Origin of the sequence: Variovorax sp. LjRoot84, from assembly GCF_964254305.1 — a bacterium.
In the GTDB taxonomy this organism is placed as follows: domain Bacteria; phylum Pseudomonadota; class Gammaproteobacteria; order Burkholderiales; family Burkholderiaceae_C; genus Variovorax.
Map to the genome: position 1 here is coordinate 3,540,836 of NZ_CAXUTE020000001.1, position 19,055 is coordinate 3,559,890.

General features: G+C 65.5%; 15 protein-coding genes and 2 pseudogenes. 4 read left to right on the forward strand and 13 right to left on the reverse strand.

All coding sequences use genetic code 11. The features are described from left to right. The first annotated feature begins 139 nt into the window (after window positions 1-139). Both pabB and ACSQ9I_RS17675 read left to right on the forward strand, forming a co-directional pair. Window positions 140-2,272 carry an aminodeoxychorismate synthase component I gene (gene pabB / locus ACSQ9I_RS17670; protein WP_436313931.1) on the forward strand — a complete coding sequence of 711 codons (2,133 nt, stop codon included), beginning with the start codon at window positions 140-142 and terminating at the stop codon, window positions 2,270-2,272. Continuing rightward, complete coding sequence (locus ACSQ9I_RS17675; RefSeq protein ID WP_244503934.1) at window positions 2,265-3,134, forward strand: DMT family transporter; 870 nt, start codon at window positions 2,265-2,267, stop codon at window positions 3,132-3,134. Before pabB ends, ACSQ9I_RS17675 begins: the two co-directional genes overlap by 8 nt. A gap of 424 nt (window positions 3,135-3,558) precedes the next feature. On the opposite strand, the gene ACSQ9I_RS17680 is transcribed toward ACSQ9I_RS17675, so the two are convergent. The 5 genes from ACSQ9I_RS17680 to ACSQ9I_RS17700 all read right to left on the reverse strand — a co-directional run bounded on the left by ACSQ9I_RS17680 (window position 3,559) and on the right by ACSQ9I_RS17700 (window position 8,260). Further along, window positions 3,559-4,953 (reverse strand): NAD(P)-binding protein, encoded by a 1,395-nt coding sequence (locus tag ACSQ9I_RS17680; RefSeq protein WP_436313932.1) that lies wholly within the window; start codon window positions 4,951-4,953, stop codon window positions 3,559-3,561. A 575-nt stretch (window positions 4,954-5,528) separates the two neighbouring features. Further along, window positions 5,529-6,134 (reverse strand): hypothetical protein, encoded by a 606-nt coding sequence (locus ACSQ9I_RS17685; RefSeq protein WP_436313933.1) that lies wholly within the window; start codon window positions 6,132-6,134, stop codon window positions 5,529-5,531. Between the two features lie 25 nt (window positions 6,135-6,159). Next, window positions 6,160-6,708, reverse strand: a complete 549-nt coding sequence (locus ACSQ9I_RS17690) for a helix-turn-helix domain-containing protein (protein WP_436315770.1) — start codon at window positions 6,706-6,708, stop codon at window positions 6,160-6,162. A gap of 233 nt (window positions 6,709-6,941) precedes the next feature. Next, entirely contained in the window at window positions 6,942-7,316 is a 375-nt protein-coding gene (locus tag ACSQ9I_RS17695) for a chorismate mutase (RefSeq protein ID WP_436313934.1), read from the reverse strand. Further along, window positions 7,313-8,260 (reverse strand): Bug family tripartite tricarboxylate transporter substrate binding protein, encoded by a 948-nt coding sequence (locus tag ACSQ9I_RS17700; protein WP_436313935.1) that lies wholly within the window; start codon window positions 8,258-8,260, stop codon window positions 7,313-7,315. Before ACSQ9I_RS17700 ends, ACSQ9I_RS17695 begins: the two co-directional genes overlap by 4 nt. 307 nt (window positions 8,261-8,567) lie before the next feature. Between ACSQ9I_RS17700 and ACSQ9I_RS17705 the strand changes: the two genes are divergently transcribed. Next, window positions 8,568-9,191 (forward strand): acyl-homoserine-lactone synthase, encoded by a 624-nt coding sequence (locus ACSQ9I_RS17705; protein ID WP_436313936.1) that lies wholly within the window; start codon window positions 8,568-8,570, stop codon window positions 9,189-9,191. A 6-nt stretch (window positions 9,192-9,197) separates the two neighbouring features. Here ACSQ9I_RS17705 and ACSQ9I_RS17710 read toward each other — a convergent pair whose 3' ends face one another. From ACSQ9I_RS17710 to ACSQ9I_RS17730, 5 genes and pseudogenes are all read right to left on the reverse strand, one after another. Next, on the reverse strand, window positions 9,198-9,905 hold the full coding sequence (locus ACSQ9I_RS17710) for an autoinducer binding domain-containing protein (protein WP_436292803.1): 708 nt from the start codon (window positions 9,903-9,905) through the stop codon (window positions 9,198-9,200). A 56-nt stretch (window positions 9,906-9,961) separates the two neighbouring features. Continuing rightward, a pseudogene (locus ACSQ9I_RS17715) lies at window positions 9,962-10,159 on the reverse strand (hypothetical protein); the annotation flags it as partial. A gap of 297 nt (window positions 10,160-10,456) precedes the next feature. Continuing rightward, window positions 10,457-11,197: a GntR family transcriptional regulator gene (locus ACSQ9I_RS17720; protein ID WP_436292850.1), complete on the reverse strand. Its 741-nt coding sequence runs from the start codon at window positions 11,195-11,197 to the stop codon at window positions 10,457-10,459. 19 nt (window positions 11,198-11,216) lie between these two features. Further along, complete coding sequence (locus tag ACSQ9I_RS17725; RefSeq protein ID WP_436313937.1) at window positions 11,217-12,980, reverse strand: glycerol-3-phosphate dehydrogenase/oxidase; 1,764 nt, start codon at window positions 12,978-12,980, stop codon at window positions 11,217-11,219. Then, window positions 12,977-14,464, reverse strand: coding sequence for an FGGY family carbohydrate kinase (locus ACSQ9I_RS17730; protein WP_436313938.1), 1,488 nt, complete (start codon window positions 14,462-14,464; stop codon window positions 12,977-12,979). The genes ACSQ9I_RS17725 and ACSQ9I_RS17730 overlap by 4 nt, the downstream gene beginning before the upstream one ends. Before the next feature lie 449 nt (window positions 14,465-14,913). Between ACSQ9I_RS17730 and ACSQ9I_RS17735 the strand changes: the two genes are divergently transcribed. Next, a complete protein-coding gene (locus ACSQ9I_RS17735; RefSeq protein ID WP_436315771.1) occupies window positions 14,914-16,560 on the forward strand; it encodes a GMC family oxidoreductase in 1,647 nt (548 codons plus the stop codon). Window positions 16,561-16,644: 84 nt separating this feature from the next. Here ACSQ9I_RS17735 and ACSQ9I_RS17740 read toward each other — a convergent pair. The 3 genes and pseudogenes from ACSQ9I_RS17740 to ACSQ9I_RS17750 all read right to left on the reverse strand — a co-directional run. Then, window positions 16,645-16,797 (reverse strand): annotated as a pseudogene (locus tag ACSQ9I_RS17740) (UTRA domain-containing protein); the annotation flags it as partial. A 67-nt stretch (window positions 16,798-16,864) separates the two neighbouring features. Beyond that, window positions 16,865-17,149, reverse strand: coding sequence for a GntR family transcriptional regulator (locus ACSQ9I_RS17745; protein WP_436313939.1), 285 nt, complete (start codon window positions 17,147-17,149; stop codon window positions 16,865-16,867). Between the two features lie 100 nt (window positions 17,150-17,249). Continuing rightward, entirely contained in the window at window positions 17,250-19,016 is a 1,767-nt protein-coding gene (locus tag ACSQ9I_RS17750; protein WP_436313940.1) for a glycerol-3-phosphate dehydrogenase/oxidase, read from the reverse strand. Window positions 19,017-19,055: the final 39 nt, after the last annotated feature.

Consider the following 19,055-nt stretch of genomic DNA (forward strand, 5'->3'; position numbering starts at 1 on the left):
CTATGGGCAGGAGCGATCTGCGCGCCCAAGTGGTACCAGGTGCTCAACCTTCAAGCATGCCTACCTGTTCTGGTAGTTGGCACAACTCTGCGCGTCGTCAACGATGGATCCGCACGCCTAAAGTGCAAAGGGATCCACGATGCGCACACTGCTGATCGACAACTACGACTCGTTCACCCACAACCTCTACCAGTACCTCGCCGCGACCAACGCGCAGCCGCCGCGCGTCATCACGAACGATGAAATGTCGTGGCCCCAGATCGCCGAACTCGAGTTCGACAACATCGTCATCTCGCCGGGGCCCGGAAGACCGCAACGCCCTTCGGACCTGGGGGTCTCGGCCGACGTGCTCCGGCACGCCAGGGTACCGGTACTGGGTGTCTGCCTCGGGCACCAGGCCATGGCCCACTTCTGCGGTGCGAACGTGGCCCGCGCCGTACGGCCGATGCATGGACGCCTCGACCGCGTCCGCCACTCCGGAAGCGGCTTGTTCCGGGGAATCCCGGAACAGTTCGATGCAGTCCGATACCACTCGCTGGCAGTGACCGGGCTGCCCGAGCAGCTCGAGCCGCTGGCGTGGACCTTCGACGGCACCCTGATGGCCCTGCGGCATACGTCGAAACCCTGGTGGGGCGTGCAGTTCCATCCGGAATCGATCTGCACCGAGTACGGGGCGCGCCTGCTGCGCAACTTCAGGGAACTCACCGAGCAGTGGCAAGCCCGCGCAGTTGCCGTCCACGGCCCCTCGGCATCGCCCAGGTGGCCGCAACTTGGACACGGCATGCCGCTGCAGCAGGACGACACGCTGATCATTCGCGCGCGATGCCTTGAAAGCTATCCAGACGCCGAAGCGCTTTTCCGCCACCGCTTCGCCGGCAACGCGGCCGCCTTCTGGCTGGACAGCAGCGACGCGGACGGCCAGAACTCGCGCTATTCGTACATGGGCGATGCGGGCGGACCGGACGCGCAGGTGATCACCTACCGGTCGCGAGACAGGCAGATCGATATCCACCACGAAGCGCACATCGAAACGCGCATCCAGAGCATCTTCGATTTCCTCAAGCAGGAAACCAACGTTGTGCCGCCTGGCGGAGCGTCATTGCCCTTCGACTTTGCCGGCGGCTACGTGGGCTATTTCGGCTACGAGCTCAAGGGCGAACTGGGCGGCAACCACGCCCACGACGCGTCCACGCCGGACGCGCTGTGGATGCGGGTTCGTCGCTTTGTCGCTATCGATCACGGCGAGCAACAGACCTGGATCGTCTGCGTCGATCGCGAACCGCATTCCCTGGCCAGCGAGGCCTGGATGAATGAAATGCAAAGGACCCTCTCCAATCCGGTGCCATCGGACGCTGCACCACCTGACGGCGCTTCCCGAATTGCGGACGCGCTCGCATGGCGCATCGATCTGCCCGACTACCGACGCCGCATCGCGAGATGCCAGGAGAACATCCTCGATGGCGAGACCTACGAAGTCTGCCTGACCAACCAGCTGGAGGGCGCCGGCCAGATCGACGCCCTGGACGTCTATTGCACGCTGCGCAAGCGCAATCCTGCGCCTTACGCCGCCTTCCTGAAAACGCCCGGCCTGGCGGTCCTGTGCGCCTCGCCCGAACTGTTCCTGAACATCGAGCCGGACGGCACGGTCGAGTCCAGGCCGATCAAAGGCACCGCGCGCCGCGGCGCGACGCCGCAGGAGGACGCCGCCATCGCGGCAACCCTCGCCAGCGACGAAAAAAGCCGCGCCGAGAACCTCATGATCGTCGACCTCCTGCGCAATGATCTCAACCGGGTCTGCAAGGTTGGCAGCGTGCACGTGCCGCGCCTGTTCCAGATCGAGACCTTCGCGACGGTCCACCAGCTGGTCAGCACCATCCGGGGCCAGTTGCGGTACGACGTGAGTGCGATCGACTGCGTCCACGCCGCCTTCCCCGGCGGCTCCATGACCGGGGCGCCCAAGATCCGGACGATGAGGATCCTCGACGAGATCGAAGGGTCGCCACGGGGCATCTATTCCGGCAGCATCGGCTTTCTGTCGCTGAACGGCAGCGCCAAGCTCAACATCGTGATCCGCACCATCGTGAGTGCGAACGGCCGCGTCTCGATCGGCTCCGGCGGCGCCATCATCGCAATGTCCGATCCGGACGCCGAAGTCGAGGAGATCGTCCTGAAGGCGCGGGCCCAGCAGGATGTGCTGCAAGAGGCCGGCGCGCCGGGCACGCGCGCTTCTCGCAGTGCCGGGGATCCAACGCCGCACGACAGCGATGGCTGACCCTTCCGCCAATCGCCGCGGCGTCTTCCTGATGCTCGGGGCGATGGCGTGCTACGTGCTCAACGACGCCTGCCTGAAATTCACGCTGGCGCACCACCCGCATGGGCAGGTGCTGGCCGTCCGCGGCCTGTTTGCCACGGCGATGGTCCTGGTGCTCGCCCGTCGCGCCGGCATGCTGCCGCGATGGCGGCAACTGCTGCAGCCGATGGTCGCCGTCCGATCGGTGCTGGAGGTGGCGACCGCCATGGCCTCCGTCGCCGCTCTCTCGCTGACTCCGCTATCCATCGTCACGGCCATCATGATGGTGTCGCCCTTGCTGATTGCCGTGTGCGCGATGGCGCTCGGATGGGAGGCGCCGCAAGCCGGTCGCATCTTCGCGACAGTGACCGGTTTGGCCGGCGTGCTGCTGATCGCCAGACCCTTCTCGCAGGCGAGCGTGGCGAACTGGGGCATCGTGTTCTCTCTCGCCTGCGCTGCCGGCCTGGCGGCAAGGGACCTGGCCACGCGCGCCATGCCCCCGGGTGTTCCTTCGGTCCTCATCACCCTCGCGGCGACGGTGGCCTCGTGCGCTGGCGGTTTCGCGCTCGGCCTGCGGGAGACCTGGCAACCGCTGCAGCCCGCGCAAACGCTGGGTCTCGCGCTGGCCGCCCTGTGCGCGGCGCTGGGTAACTACGCGCTGATCGCCGCCTGCCGCGACGTCGATCTCTCGGTCGTCGCGCCATTTCGCTACAGCATCCTGCTCTGGGCGCTTCTGATGGGCTACCTCGGGTGGGACGAGACGCCCGATGCGGCGTCGGGCATCGGCATCGTGCTGATCAGTGCCGGCGGCCTCCTGGCGCTACGCGGCAGTCGTTCCCGCTGAGTGGCCCGCCTCCGCCTTTCGGCCGCGTTGACACGGTCCTGGTGCTCGTGAGTGATGATGGCCACGTCGATATGACAGCCAGTTGCTTCGCGGATGTCGGTGGTTATCTCAAGGGCCGTGGGCCTCGGTGAACTTCGGCGATCTGGGCTTGTGGGGCCGTCAGAGCCAGCTTCAACGAGCGCTCTAGACTGGCTGCTGCCGTTTGGCTCTGGGCCACCGAGACGCCGGTCGCATAAAGCGGTCCCTGGCAATTTTCTGATCCACTGACAGATCCACTTTGGGAGCGGTCGTTTGGCGAGCGCAGCGCGCGCATCAGACTCCAGCGCGGCGATCGCTTGCCGTATCTGCTTCTCCGAACTAGCAGGGCAACACTGCTCCGAACGACTGCGTTTGCGGGGCGCGGGGGCCGCGTCTTCGGGCGCGTCTACGCTGCAGTCTGCCCAACGATCGCTGCAAGCCGCTTGAGGCCGGGCCCAACGTTGGCGGCGAATCTCTGTGATGCCCGCTGCACCCGTTCTTCGTCAGCATGAGCGCGCAGTCCGCGCATCGGGTTCAGTCGCGAGCGTTCGAGCCAGGCCTGGAGGTCGGGCTCCTTTGACCAGGCGCGATCGGCTCCCATCTGGACCAGCGTTCCGCGAGCCCAGTCGAGCGGCGTGTTCGCAAATGGGTTGGTAGGGCACAGACGATTTTTCTCCGCGTCGTCGTCGCGGCGTGCCTCGACGAACCCCACCAGCGCTGCGTTGAAGGGAATGAGGCCCATGCGCACCGGCTGCAATGTGATGCAGTCCGCCGCAAAGATCGGCAACGCAGGCGGATACCGCACGCCCTGCGCCGCGCAGTGCACGTGCAGGTGCCGGGGACTGGTCGCGACGCTGCCCCGCTCCAGCAGGATGCGGTCGCGTTCGATGCTGCAGACGTGGCCGAGGCGGATGACATCCTCGATGCGCCGGAGCAGGTCGATCTCCCAGTCGCCGATCGTCGCGCCCTTGTACATCGTCGGTCGCACGCTGCGGTCGACTCGCCGCATCTGTGCAGCCGCTTCCAGCCGGTCGATGAGATCGTCGATCGAGGTTGCCTGGGCGGCAGCTTCCATCTGCAACGAGATGCCTTCGAGCAAAGTGCCAACGAGCTCGCCGGGCTGCGTGTAGCTGCGGTTCTGCAGCCACGTTTCGCGTGGCTTCACCCATTGGATGTCGCCCGGCTCGACACCGTTCCTAAGGAGCCAGACGCAGGCGTCGAGGGCGGTTTTGCCGGCACCGACGATGACGTAGCGGTCAGGCTTGTCGACGACATCGACGAGGCGGTGGACTGGAATCACGGACACGCCGTCGCCAACGCCGAACGGCGCGGGAGTGAGCGCGGGAATCGATGGCGAGAGATAGTTGGCGTCGACCAGCTTTCTGCGCACTTTGACGTCGAACGTAGCGCCCGACAGGCGCGACACGAAGCGCTGCTTGCCGACGTATTCGCAATTCGGGAAGAAGCGGACCCGGCCTGAAGCGATCAATCGCTTTTCCATGACACGAGCGTAGTACGCGCGAATCTCGGAGCCCCTCGTTCGCTCGTATTGGCCCGCCTCGGGCCCGCGCAGTTCGATGGCGTCGCTGCCGAGCGGTGTTGAGTTCACGCCATAGTAGAGCGACGGCTGATGCAGGCGAACGAAAGGGTAGGTGTCGTTCCAGTGTCCCCCGGGCGCCGAGCGGCGGTCCACCATCACGATCTGGGCGTCGGTTTCGCTGACGAGCGAGTCGGTGAACGCCATACCGGCTGCGCCGCTGCCGACCACCAGGTAGTCAGTCTCCAAAGCCTGAGGAGCCATATGCCGCCTCCTTCCATTTGCTTCCGGGGGATAGAGCCGCCGGAAAACCTCGATTCGACTGCGAGCACAACTGGTCGTCAATGCTTGTACATGCGAGGACCTTCGCATTCCAGCGCCGCATCCCCCTTTCATTGCTTGTTCGTCGTTTTCGTTCCGATCGGCGCGGTAGTGGACGACCGCAGGGGATGAGTCCGTGAGTTCCGGTGGCGGACAGGAAAGACCGCAACCGCTGGCAGTGCGGACGTTCTGGCAGACGAACTCCTAAAAAAACCCCCACTTCCAGAGGGAGCGTGTTCCATCGCAGCGCAGGTCGGTCTATGCTGAGTTGTTACCGACTGCGGGCTCGTCGAGCCGCCCTCGGCTCTCAGCGCGCCCGGACGCGCAGCCGAAGCCGCAGGCCAACCGGCTCCATTGTCAGCGCGAGTCGCTCCCGCACCGGTTCGCCATCGACGGTCGCGACGTCGGTGATCAATCTGGCTTTGTTGCAGCACGGTTTTGTGAAGGCGGTCGATGCCATCAAGATGGTCGACCAAATGCTGGGGAGAGTTGGTCCGGGGCAACGCGCGCCCGGTACGCTAGGCCGCGTCGCGATACAGACGCGCCACCGGGCTGTCCGTCCACACTACAGCTTTGCCCTTATCCACGGGCGCTGTCCCGAACACCACCCACGCATCGCAGATGGCACCGACGTCCTCCAGGACCTGGAATCTCCCTGGGTACTCTTCGAGCAGCGAAGAGAACGCAATGCCGGCCTCGTACTTCTTCGCCAGCAGGCCCTCGCCCACGGCCGTGACCGTAGGTTCAAGCACGGCCTCCGACCACCGGGACAGGTCGGCATATTCTCGCGTGGCGGGCTGTAGCCCTACGCGGCGCGGCAACTGCCCAGCGTCGTGATCCTGCGCCATTAGCAGCGACATGGGCCTGCTGCGCGAGATGAACGCGTCGACCACGAACACCTGCCGCCGGAAAGCCCCGGTGATCTCAGCCGTCGACGGGTGCACGGCGCACTGCAACATGAAGTCCGCGCGACCATCGATCAACATCCGGGCACCTTGGTGGAAGTCATCGACAAGCTCGATGCGAACGCGCTCAAGGTCCAGCAGGCCGTGCGCCCTCAGATAGCGCCGCAGCACGAAATCATGGTTGCTGTTCGGCGGACCCAGGGTGACGAAGGTGGACATGAATTTGAAGCGGTGCTGCGGCAGTCTAGTCACGAAGGGTCAGGACGATCGCCAGGTAGCATGCCGGTGCCTCGATGATTGCGTCGACGCCATGGAGCGCGCTCGCCTCGAAGAGCAAGGCGTCGCCCTGGCCAAGTTCGAGCAGCCTGGTGCCGTACCGGTAGCGCACGCGCCCGGACATCATGTACAGGAACTTCAAGCCAGCGTGTTGAGTACCGGCGTGCGGCTGCGCGTCCGGCAGCAGCGTGACGAAATGAGGCTCCACGAACAGATTGCCTGACAGCACGTGACCCAGCAACGCGTGGCGGCAGTCCGTCCCGGCGCCGAGGCGCTCGACGACGATGCCCTGGCCGGCCGGCACGAACGACATGTCCGAGCGGCTCCCCGCCTCGCAGAAGAAGCGCGAGAGCGGAACGTCCAGCCCGTGGGCGATGCGATCCAGCGTTTCGACAGATGGAGACACCAGGCCACGCTCAACGCGCGAGAGCATCGAGCGGGAGATACCGCAGTTTCGCGCGAGCTCTCCCCCCGAGGCACCGGAGGCAACGCGCAACGCCCTGATCTGCTCGCCCAGTCGCGAGGCAGACCTGCTGCGGGCGGGAGCGGGGATGCCGTGTTGGGGTGACAGCGCAATCGGGATGCTTGTTCTTCTCGTCGTCGGGAGCGGCGACGCCGGGGACTTTCTTCTCATGGCATCCGCCTCCACTGCAGCGTGGCCCTCACCTGGCGCCGGCCAAGACACACGACACCTGCCACTCGAATGGTCGAACCCGAGTCCGGAGACAAGAAGTTGGCGCTCAACCCGCCTCAGCTTTGCTTCACGGCTACAACGATGCGTTGGTCCAGATCGCTGCCGTCGGACTGAATGATGGCGTCTTCGAGCCGGCATGCCTCCTCGATGATGAGTTCGTAGAGCTGCCGCAAGAACTCCCCGTTGAGTCCGTGTTGCTGGGCGAACAACGATGCACGCTGCTGGACGACTCCAATTCGGCCAGCCTGCATCATGGGTATTCCATTGCGCTTCTTGTGAAGACCGATCTGGCGGCAACACGCGAGGCGGTCGCGGATGGCCGCCAGCAATGCCTTGTCGATCACGTCGAGTTCGTCACGCAGCCTTTCGAGGTCCTCATGGGGATTACCGGCGGGTTGGCAAGGTGTTGTGGGTAGAGGCGAGGTGCTCATTCCGCCCTCACACCCTGCGCCACGATGATGCCGCGCAAAAGGTCCGTGTCCGATTTGATTCGGCTGGCCAAGCCTTCGGCTGTCGTGCCAACCGCCTGGTAGCCCTGCTGGAACAGCTTCTGCCTCACCTCGGGAGAGCGCGTGATCTCGCTGAGCAGCGCCGACAGCCGGGCAATGATGGGTTTGGGCAGCGTGGCCGGCGCGGCGGCGGCGGTCCAGATCTCGATCTGGAACCCGTGGATGCCCGCCTCTTCGAGGCTCGGAAATTCCGGCACCAGCGCACTGCGGGTCGCCGAGGTCACGCCGATGGCGCGCAGCTTGCCGGCATGAACCTGAGCCGCGCCCAGGCCAGGCGGAAGCAGTGCGAGCTGGATGTCGCGTCCGATCAGTCCGTTGATGACCTGCGGGTTGCCCTGGTAGGGCACGTGGATCGGTGCGATGCCCGAACGGGTCTTGAGCAATTCCATGGCCAGATGACCCACCGTGCCGATGCCTGGCGTGCCGTAGCTCCAGCGGTTGCCTGCAGTGCGCGCAGCGGCGAAGAAGTCGCGCGCGTCCCGCCCCGGCGCATCGACGGGCGCCGTCAGCAGCAGCGGCGCGGTGCAGATCAGGCTGATGGGGGCGAGGTCCGTGAGCGGATCGTAGGGAGTGGAAGGCGTCACCAGCTTGGCAATCGTCATGTTGCCGTTGATCAGCATGCCGATCGTGTGCTGATCAGCGGCCTTGGCCACCAGGTTGGCGGCGATGTTCCCGCTCGCGCCAGGATGGTTCTCCACAATCACGGGCTGCCCCAGCGCTCGGGACAGCGGCTCGGCCAGCGTTCGGGCGACCAGGTCCGGCGAAGACCCGCCGCCAAAGCCCACGATGATGCGCAGGGGCTTGGTCGGCCACTTGTCGGCAGGCTCGGGCTTGGCGGCAGTTTGCGCGCCGGAGCCGCTGGCCATCGCAACAAGAACAAGCGCACCCAGAAAGCTGCGCAGGAAGCGGAGGAGAGAAGGAGTCGGTCGCAAGGAAGGTCACCTGAGTTCGATTCGGTGCGCCGATCATTTCCCACGTTGAGTGCGCTTTCAACGCTTGCATGCGACGCAAGGGTGGGCCGCCGTACGTCCCTCCCGGGAGCCTTGCATCCCGCGCAAATCGCGTGTGGTACAGGTCAAACCCGCCGCCGGTTGGCAACCTGCCAGATCATGTAGTTTCCGACGTCGGCGCGCTCCGCTGGAATGGCCTCATGACATTCAACGGGATCAGAAAGTGGAAATTCTGGCGGGCACGCCCATCAGCTTAGGCGCCGAACTGATGGCCCGGATGGCGCGCTACCGGCACAAAGTCTTTGTCGAGCGCCTGGGCTGGCCGCTACCTTCGCCCGAAGGAATGGAATACGACCAGTTCGATCGGCCCGACACCCTTTATCTGGTAGCGCTGCGCGACGCTATCACGCTGGTTGGCACGGCACGGCTGCTGCCGACCGAACGGCCGTACCTGCTCGGCGAGGTCTTTCCCGAGCTGATGGGGGACGCGGAAGTCCCGCGATCTCCGGACATCTGGGAGTTGTCGAGATTCGCTGCGGTGGATCTCGATTCGATCGATCCGCACGCAGATAGTCGATACTCGTCGCCATTGGCGGTGGCTTTGCTGCGGGCCGCAATGTCGGCGGCCGCCAGCGCCGGGGTGGGCCGACTCATCACGGTTTCTCCACTCGGGATCGAACGTCTTCTGCGGCGATATCGCATCAGTGCAAGCCGCGCGGCAGCGCCGCGGTTCGTCGGCGAACAGCAGGTCTTTGCCTGCTGGATATACACCGACATCCCGGGCAGCGGGAGGCGCCCGTTGCACTCTCAACAGTCGGACGCCAGTTCGACCAAGAGGGACGCATAGGTGAATTCAGTGAAACAAGCGCACGGCCAGGCGTGCAACAGCGGCGGTCTTGTTCGCGGTCCCGAGCTTCACGAGCACGTTATTGACGTGGAAGTTGACCGTGTCGACCGAGATGCCAAGGATGTCCCCGACCTCGAGGGAAGTCTTTCCGTCTGCCGTCCACTGCATGACCTCCCTCTCGCGCCGGGTCAAGCGAGGAGGCTCGCCAGACGCGATGGCCGTGAGCGCGGAAGAAAGCGCTATCTGCGCGACGTTAACCAGCCAACGCAGAGGCATGTCCTTCGCGCGGAGCTCCTTCTCCGTCAGCCGTTCGTGTGATCTCGACAAGGACAGCAACCCCACCGAACCGTCCGCGTCGAAGCACGATTGCGCCCAGCCGACGCACAGGCCGAAGGATCTCGCTTCGGCCCATAGCGCCGGCGTCTCGCAGAAGAGCGCATCGGACCACACGATTGGCGTCAGGCTCCTGGTTGCGTGAAGCACCGTGGGATCGACCGCAAGGTAGCCGGCCTCCTCGTAGCGACGACGCCAACGCGGGTCATAGTCGTTCAGCAGGAATATTCTTGGCCGCGTAAAAGGCGAGGGCCGTCGCAAGCCGTATGCGCAGCGCTCAAAGCCAAGACTCCTGGCGCTTTTGCAGATTTGGGCGAACAGGTCGTCCACGCCATGCGCGCGACTGATGCCCGTAACAAGATCTTCCGTCCATGCCTTCATGACAGCCCTCGCCATGTCCAGGATCTGCGGCGAATGCAGCGGCCGCGCGCCAATAGTTATGACTTGAAACTATCAGACAAAGTCGTTGCGCGCCGCCTCGGGCGCCGCAAAAGCGTCTTGACCGGTTCCTGCACGGCCGTGAAAAGGTCGGCAACCAGGCCGCAATCGGCCACGCTGACGATCGACGCCTCTTAGTCCTTGTTGGTTGCCACGATCACCTTGGAGTCCTTCATGCCTGCCATCCCTCTTGACGCACATCCCAACGTTGTAGTCGACGAGCCGTTTGACAGAAGCGCGGATCCTCATGATGTCTCCTTCCTGAATTCGAGGTTGCTGACTCGGCGGAACCTTCGCCGCCTTTGCGGCGTCTTTCCAGAAACGCAGTTCCGCTTCAAAGAACTTGCCCATGTCGGCTGGTGTGCCGCCTAGCGGGGCGATGGTCTGCTTCTCAAGCCGCTCGATGACATCGGGCGAGTTCAGGATTTCATTTGTGCCTGAACCTGTCGACGAGAAAGACGCGCAAGCGCGAGTTTCTCGATGCCGTGGCCATGTCAGGCCGTCGTCTGCACGTGCAGGCGGCTCGTCTTGCAGCGGTGCAGCGCGCGGTAGTGCTCCAGCGGCCGGCCGTTCGCACCGTAGGCAATCGACTCGATGCGCAGCAGCGGCTCGGGCTGCGGCAGCGCGAGCAGTTCGCAGGTCGCCGCATCGGGCAGCACCGCATCGATCCAGCGTTCGGCACGCACCAGGCGCAGGCCGTACTGCCGGCGCAACACGTCGTAGAGCGAGCGATCGTCCAGCCGCGTGCGGTGCAGCCCCGGTGCCAGGTCCGCCGGCACCACCGTCTCGACCAGCAGGCGCAGCTCGCCATCGACACTGCGCAAGCGCTTGAGCGCAACGACCTGAGCGTCGTCTCCGGTGAGGCCCAGAGCGGTGGCCTCCTGCTCGGTGGGCGCGCGCAGCTCCTGCGTGAGGATCTGCGTGCGCACCGAGCGGCCCTTGCGTTCCATTTCGTCGGAGAAGCCCAGCACGGTCGAGACGAAATCCTCGTCCCGTTCGCGCGCCGACACGAAGGCGCCGCGGCCCTTGATCTTGTAGATCAGGTTGTTGCGCACCAGGTCGGCCAGGGCTTCGCGCACCACGATGCGCGAAATACCGAACTGGTCGCCGAGCTCCGCCTCGGAAGGCAGCTTGGCGCCTATGGGCAGGACGCCCTGCAGGATCTGCAGGCGGATCGCGTCGCGGAACTGCGCCCACAGTGGTGATTCGGATGTGCGGTCGAGCACGCTCGACATGTCGTTGGAACTGTTCACTTTAAGATTGGCCGAAGGCTGAGCTGATCATCAATGATGCATCGAAGGAGGGTTCCGCGTCGGGAGCCACCGCCTGGAGTCGAACGCCATGGCGCTCCCGCAGAGCGGTCGCGCAGGCACACAGTTCGTTGTGCGCGCGCACTGTATCCCAGCCCAGCGCTTCCGCCGCGACGCCGGCGATCTCGGCGAGCGCGGCATCGGTGACAAGGCCTCGGATGGCCAGCAGCGTGCGGCGAATCACGAGGTCGTCGAGATGCACCACACCGGTTTCGAGACACAGGTAGGACAGTTCAGCGGCCGAGTAATCGGGCGCGTGTCGCAGCGGCACGTCACCCGACGCCGCAAGGCGCTGTGCCAGCGGAAGCGCCTTCGAGCCATAGCGGCTCAGCAGATTCAGCGCGCGCGTGCGGCCCATGCCGCAGGCGGCCATCATCCGTTCGATGAAGCGTTCGGTTGCCGGCGCATCGGCGGGCAGACCCGCGCCGCCACCGATGGGCAGCAGCTCGGTCGAGGCCGTGCGCGAGCGACCCAGCTGCTGCAGCACTTCGGTGGTCGCTTCTTCGGCTAGCGAACGGAAAGTGGTCCACTTGCCGCCGACGAGACCGACGATGGGAATGTCGCGTGTCGCGTTCGGCAGGTCGACGACCACCGAATGGTCGCGCGAGACCTGCCCTGGCTTGTCGGCATCCGAACGCGCGAGCGGCCGCACGCCGACAAATGTGTAGACCACGTCGTCGCGCCCGAAGGCCATGTTCGGAAAAACCTCGCGCAGCACATCGATCAGATAGTCGACTTCGGCGGGCTCGGTGACGATCTGGTCCGGGTCTTCGATCGGGATGTCGGTGGAGCCCACGAGCACGCGATCGAAGAACGGGTAGACGACGCACACCCGCCCGTCCACCGCCTCGAAGTAGGCCATGCGGCCGTCGAGCGCATCGCGCAGCGCCGGATGGTCGAGCACGAGGTGCGAGCCCTTCGTGCCCATCACGCGCGGGCCAGCACCACCGAGCACCGCCGCACTGCGGTCGAGCCAGGCACCCGTGGCGTTCACGACGGTGTCGGCGGTGACGCGCACGTGCGCGCCGGTGATCTCGTCGCGCAGCGTGAGGATGTTGCCCGCGCAGCCCACCACGCGGCAGTAGTTCGCGGCCGCGGAGCGCGGCTGGTCGCGGCAGGCATCGGCGATCAACTCGAGGATGAGCCATTCGGGGTGGCTGATCCACGCATCGAAGAAGGTCGCGGTCCAGCGTATCGCCGCGCGGAACAGGCTGCGGTCCGCCGAGGCCACGCGGCTGATCCGGTGCCCCGGCATCACGCGCTGGCGGCGCCCCAGCAGGTCATAGAGCCGCAGGCCCAGCGCCACGGCCAGCAGGCCGCGTGTGCGCTGCGGCGGCGTGCGACCGAAGAACTTGAGCGCGCTGCTCATCAGGCCGCCGAAGAAGTTGGCGAGCGGCACGACGGTCTTGAGCGGGCGCACCAGGTGCGGCGCATTGCGCAGCAGCAGGTTGCGCTCGCGGGTGGCTTCGGCCACGAGCGAGAAGCTGCCGTTCTCCAGGTAGCGCAGGCCACCATGGATCATGCGCGAGGGCGCGCTGCTGGCGCCGGCGCCGAAGTCGCCCTTGTCGACGATCAGGCAGTCTACGCGCTGCAGCGAGAGGTCTCGGAATACGCCGACGCCGTTGATGCCGGCGCCGACGATCACCGTCGAGAAATGGCGGCCCGACAAGGAGGCCGGGCGCACGAAGGGCAGTTGCCATGCGCTCATTGCGCACCGCCCGCGATGTGGGTGAAGACAGGTGACATGCTGTCGATCAGTTCGTTGAAATCGGCGTTGAAATCCGCATGGGCGCGTGCGTCCCTTGCATCGGGTTCGATGACGTCGCAGGGCGCGAGCAAGGCACTGCCGTGCGCTGCGTCGTCGAGGCCCTGCGACATGGCGGCATAGAGCGCGGCGCCGCGTGCGCCGGTCTCGTCGTCGGCGCAGCGCTCGAGCGGTCGCCCCAGAAAGGCGGCGAGCAGGCGCACGAGGCGCGCATCGCTCGCCCCGCCGCCCAGCACCGTCGATGCCGAAACGGCGAGGCCGCCCGCCGCGAGGCGCGCCGTGTGCCGCGCATGCTGCGCCGTCACGGCATCGACCACGGCGCGTGCCATGTCCGAGCGCGTGTGATGGCTCTTGAGGCCCACGAAGCCCGCTGTCACGCCCCCGCCGCCATTGATGAAAGGCAGGAAGCGCAGACCGTTGGCGCCCAGCGGCACCGTCATGGCAAGGTCGACGACCGCGCGCGCATCGGGCAGCGCGAGCACGCCGGCCAGCCAGGCGATGTTGGCCATCGATGAGGGGCTGTTCTCCATGTAGAGCCGCTCGTTCTTGCGGCCGAAGTTCACGATGGCAGCGACAGCGGGCTTGGGCTCGATCACCGGCCCGATGACCGCGTTCACGCACCATGTGCCGAAGACCGACACCGCGCGGCCGCGGCCTTCCGCGCAGATCGCGGTCATCGAGGCGAGCAGGTCGATGGCGCCCATCGCGACGGGAATGCCCGCAGGCAATCCGCACAGCGCAGCCTCGCAGGGCAATAGCTTTCCGATCACGGTGCCGCTCGGCACGATGGGGCCGAAGGTGCGCGGCCCGAGGTCCGCAAGGCCCGAGGCATCGAAGGCCGCCTGCGACCAGCCGCCGGTGGCCAGCGACACCAGGCCGGCGGTGCTCGCATCGCTGGCATCGGTGGCGATCTCGCCGGTCAGCAGGAAGCCGAGGTAGTCCTTGGCGAACAGCAGGCGGCGCAGGTCGCCGCGCCGCACGGCATCGGCGCCCAGCAGCTCGGCGGCGATCACCGTCGGCTGCCCGGGCCACGGGCCGCAGCCCACGTCCTCGAACAGCCGCGCACCGCGGCTCGCCGACAGGGCGCGCGCACGGGCATCGGCGCGCTGGTCGGTCGATGCGACGGCTCGGCCACCCACGAGTTCGTTGCTGGCATCGAGCGCATAGAGGCCGGCGCCGTGGCCGGTGCATGCCATGGCGCGAACCTCGGCCGTGCGCGGGCCGAGCTGGTGGGCAACATCGCGCAGCACGTGGGTCAGCGCGGCGCGGATCGCTGCGGCGCCCACCTCGCAACCGCCTCCGGGCAGCCGGTCGTGCGGCAAGGGCATTCGGGACAAGGCGACCGTTCGGCCGCTTCCGGCTTCGAGGGCCAGCGCTTTCAGGCTGCTCGAGCCCATGTCGATGCCGATCAGTATGTTTGGCTTCATGTCATAACAGCTTCGCGGAATAAAAGCGCGCTGCCAGTAGCGTTTGCCCTAGTTATCGAGACAAACGGGCCGAGCGTACATTCTATCCTGTCATAACATCGACAGTGACTCCGAAGTCCCAAGGATCTGCTTGAAAAGCAGGTCGCAAGCTCTTCCAGCCAACGTAAGGAGACAAGAATGAGGCGTAATTTCCCGAGGTCCGCAGCCGCCTCCGGTATCGGCCTGGCCGGCGCCAGCGCATTCGCGCAACAGCAATCCGCAGCCCCCGCGGCGGGCGCCGGCCTGCGCGGCAATGCCAGCGACGTACGTGATGAACGTCATGGTGTCGGGCGTCGAGTGAGTCTTCCTTCACCGGCCTAGCGAGACTGAAAATTTAAGGCCAGTGATGCGCGGCAAGGTTTTGCGCACGCGCGAAGTCTGGCCGGAGACAGCCTACTGTGAGCAACGAGATCAAGAGTTCCTCATTCGATTGCATCGTCATCGGCGCCGGCACCGCCGGCGCGCTGATGGCCAATCGCCTCTCAGCCGACAAGCAATGCCGCGTGCTTCTGATCGAGGCTGGCCGCAAGGACGACTACCACTGGATCCACATTCCGGTGGGCTACCTGTACTGCATCGGCAACCCGCGCACCGACTGGCTCTACACCACCGAGCCCGATGTCGGTCTCAACGGCCGCACGCTGCGTTACCCGCGTGGCAAGACGCTGGGCGGCTGCTCCAGCATCAACGGCATAATCTACATGCGTGGCCAGGCGCGCGACTACGACCAATGGGCTGCGCTCACAGGCGACGACGAATGGCGCTGGCAGAACGTGCTGCCGGCCTTCAAGCAGCACGAGGACTACTACCTCGGCGCCGATGAACTCCACGGCGCGGGCGGCGAATGGCGGGTCGAGAAGCAGCGGCTGCGCTGGGACATCCTCGACGCCTTCGCGCTTGCTGCGCAGGAAGCAGGCATCCCCCACTCCAGCGACTTCAACCGCGGCAGCAACGAAGGCGTGGGCTACTTCCAGGTCAACCAGAATGACGGCTGGCGCTGGAACACGGCCAAGGCCTTCCTGCGGCCCACCTGCTACGGCCGGCCCAACTTCGAGATGTGGGTCAATGCCCATATGACGAAGCTCATCGTCGAAACACAGATTGATGGCAGCCAGCGCTGCACCGGCGTGCAGGTGTGGGACGGCCACGAGATGGTCACTGTGCAGGCCACGCAGGAAGTGGTGCTTTGCGGCGGCAGCATCGGCTCGCCGCAAGTCTTGCAACTCTCGGGCATCGGCCCGGCCGACCTGCTGCTGCAGCATGGCATCCCGGTGCTGGCCGACCTGCCGGGCGTGGGCGCCAACCTGCAGGACCATTTGCAGATCCGCGCCGTGTTCAAAATCAATGGCGCACCGACGCTCAACGTGCTGGCCTCGTCGATGCTCGGCAAGGCAAGGATCGGCCTGGAGTACCTGACGAAGCGCAGCGGCCCCATGAGCATGGCGCCGTCGCAGCTGGGCGCGTTCACGCGCAGCTCGCCCGCGCATGAGCACTCGAACCTTGAGTTCCACGTGCAGCCGCTCTCGCTCGACGCCTTCGGCGAGCCGCTGCACAGCTTTCCGGCCTTCACCGCGAGCGTGTGCAACCTCAACCCCACCAGCCGGGGCACGGTGCGCATCAAGAGCAATCGCTACCAGGATGCGCCGGCCATCGCCCCGAACTACCTGAGCACCGACGAAGACCGCAAGGTGGCGGCCGACTCGCTTCGCGTGACGCGCCGGATTGCGGCCCAGCCTGCACTCGCAAAGTATCAGCCCGAGGAATGGAAGCCCGGCACGCAGTACCAGAGCGATGAAGAGCTGGCGCGGCTGGCCGGCGACATCGCGACCACGATCTTCCATCCCGTCGGCACCACCAAGATGGGCGCTGACAGCGATCCGATGGCGGTGCTGGATTCGCGGCTGCGCGTGCGCGACGGACGCGGTGGCGTGATCGCCGGATTGCGCGTTGTCGACGCCGGCGCGATGCCGACCATCACCAGCGGCAACACCAACAGCCCGACTTTGATGATGGCAGAAAAGGCGGCCGGGTGGGTTCGGGCGGATGCGCGTGAGTGAAGCGTTCTCCCGCGACGATGTGCAAAGGGCTATGGTGCGAGTGCGCAGCAGGGCCTCGGGTTCGGGCAGATTCAAAAGGGCGCAGGTTGATGCGTCAGGCACCGCGGCATCGATCCACCGTTCGGCCCGAACAATGCGAAGCCCGTACTGCCGTCGCGGCACGTCGTAGAGGGATCGAGCTTCCAACCGGATGCGGTGCAGGCTGGGCGCCTGGCCCGCAGGCACGACCGTTTCCACAAGCAATCACAGCTCGCCATCGACACTGCGCAGGCACTATGCAACCCCTGCATCCCTTCGGTCAGTCTCAGTGACGCGCTTCGTCTTCGTGCGGCAAACGCAGTTCTTGGCTTAACACCTGAGTGCGCACCGAGCGCCCCTTGCGCTCCACATCTCGTCGGCGAAACCGAGAACGGTCGACACGAATCCTCGTCGCGCTCGCGGGCCGATTTACAAGGACCCCACGGCCTTTGATCTTGTACATCGAGCCGCTTCGGACCAGAGCAGCCAGCGCCTCTCTCGCGACGATGCGCGAGATGCCATATTGCTCGCCGAGCTCGGCCTCGGACGGGAGTTTGGCACCGATCTCCAATTCGCCGCCCAGAATCTGGACGCGAACGGCATCCCTGAACTGGGTCCGCAGCGGGGATGGGGAGTTGCGATCGCGTGCGGCAAACAGCCAGTCGGGTTGTTCATGGCAGATTTCGGCGAATGCTGGTGCGCGGGTCCAGGGTGCTTCGTCCGTCGATTCGGGATGGAGAGTGTTCTGCGGCCAGCCGAACGCCGTGCCGATCTCGCAAGGTGGTACCGCAGGTCCGCAGTTCTTCGTTTCGACGGATCGCGTCCCAATCCAGGGCTTGGGCGGCGAGATCGGCGATCTCGGCGAGCATGCCATCGGTGACTTCCCCGCGTATGGCCAGCAGCGTTCTGCGGATCACCAGATCGGACAGGTGGACCACGCCCGTTTCAAGGCAAAGGTAGCGGATCTCAGAGGCCGAGTAGTGGGGCGCGTGTCGCAGCGGCAGATCGCCATTCGCGGCGAAGCGCTCAGCCAGCACAAGCGCCTTTGAGCCATAGCGGGTCGTGAGCTCCGAAGCCCGCCGGCGGCTCACACCGGAAACCGCCATCGTCCATTCGACAAAGCGATCTGCTTGCAGCGGATCGGTAGGCCATTCGGCCCCGCCGCCGATGGGCAATTCCTCGGTCGACCCGATCCGGGGGCGCCCGAGCAGCCGCAGGAGCTCGTCCGTCGCCTCTTGTGCAAGTAACCTGAACGTCGTCCACTTTCCGCCGACGAGGCGAACCATGGGGATCGCGCGCGTCGCACTTGACGGATCGACGAGCACCGAGTGTTCGCGCGAGATCTGCCCGGGCTTGTCGGCGCCGGAGCGAGCCAGGGGGCGCACGCCGACAAAGGTGTACACCACATCATCGTGATCGAAGCTCAAGCGCGGAAAACGTTCGCGCAGAACGCCAAGCAGATGGTCGATGTCCGGTTCGGTGACGACCTGATCCGGGTCATCCACCGGTATGTCGATGGACCCCACAAGCACCCGGTCGAGAAAGGGATAGACGATGCATACCCTGCCATCCGCCGCCTCCAAATAGGCCATTCGGCCGTCGAGTGCATCGCGCAGCACGGGATGTTTGAGTACCAGGTGAGAGCCTTTGGTGCCCGTCACGCGCGAGCCCGCGCCGCCCAGCGCGGCCGCGCTATGGTCGTGCCAGGCTCCCGCGGCGTTGACCACCGTATCGGCGCTGACCCGTACCCGTTCGCCGGTCAGCTCGTCGCACAGCGTCAAGGACTTTCCCTCGCAGCCCACGAGCCGACAGTAGTTCGTAGCTCTGGACTGAGGTTGGTCGCGGTGGCTATCTGCGATCAATTCAAGAATGAGCCACTCGGGATGTCTAATCCAGGCATCGAAGTAGGTCGCAAGCCATCGCACGGTCGAGCGGAACAAGGTGCGATCCTGGGGCTGCACATGGTCGATCCGGTGTCCCGGCATGACGCGCTGCCGTCGCCCCAGCAAGTCGTACAGACGCAAACTGAACGCGACAGCAAACAGGCCTCGCGTGCGCGGCGCCTGCTTCATGCCGGCAAATCTGAGCGCGCTGCTCAACAAGCCGCCAAACCGGCTCGCCAGGGGCACGACCGTCTTAAGCGGTTGAACCAGATGAGGTGCGTTGCGCAACAACAGGTTGCGCTCGCGGGTGGATTCCGCCACCAGCGCCAAGTCGCCGCTCTCCAGATAGCGCAAACCGCCGTGGATCATGCGGGACGGTGCACCGCTTGCGCCGGCGCCGAAGTCTCCTTTGTCCACGATCAGGCAGGTTACGCCCTGGAGAGACAAGTCGCGGAACACGCCCACGCCGTTGATGCCCGCGCCGACTATCACTGTCGAGAAATGCCGGCCAGACAGAGACGCCGGGCGCTCGAAGGGCAGATCGGAATGCTTCATTGGATTTCGCCAGATAGGTAGGTGAACGTGGGCGACATG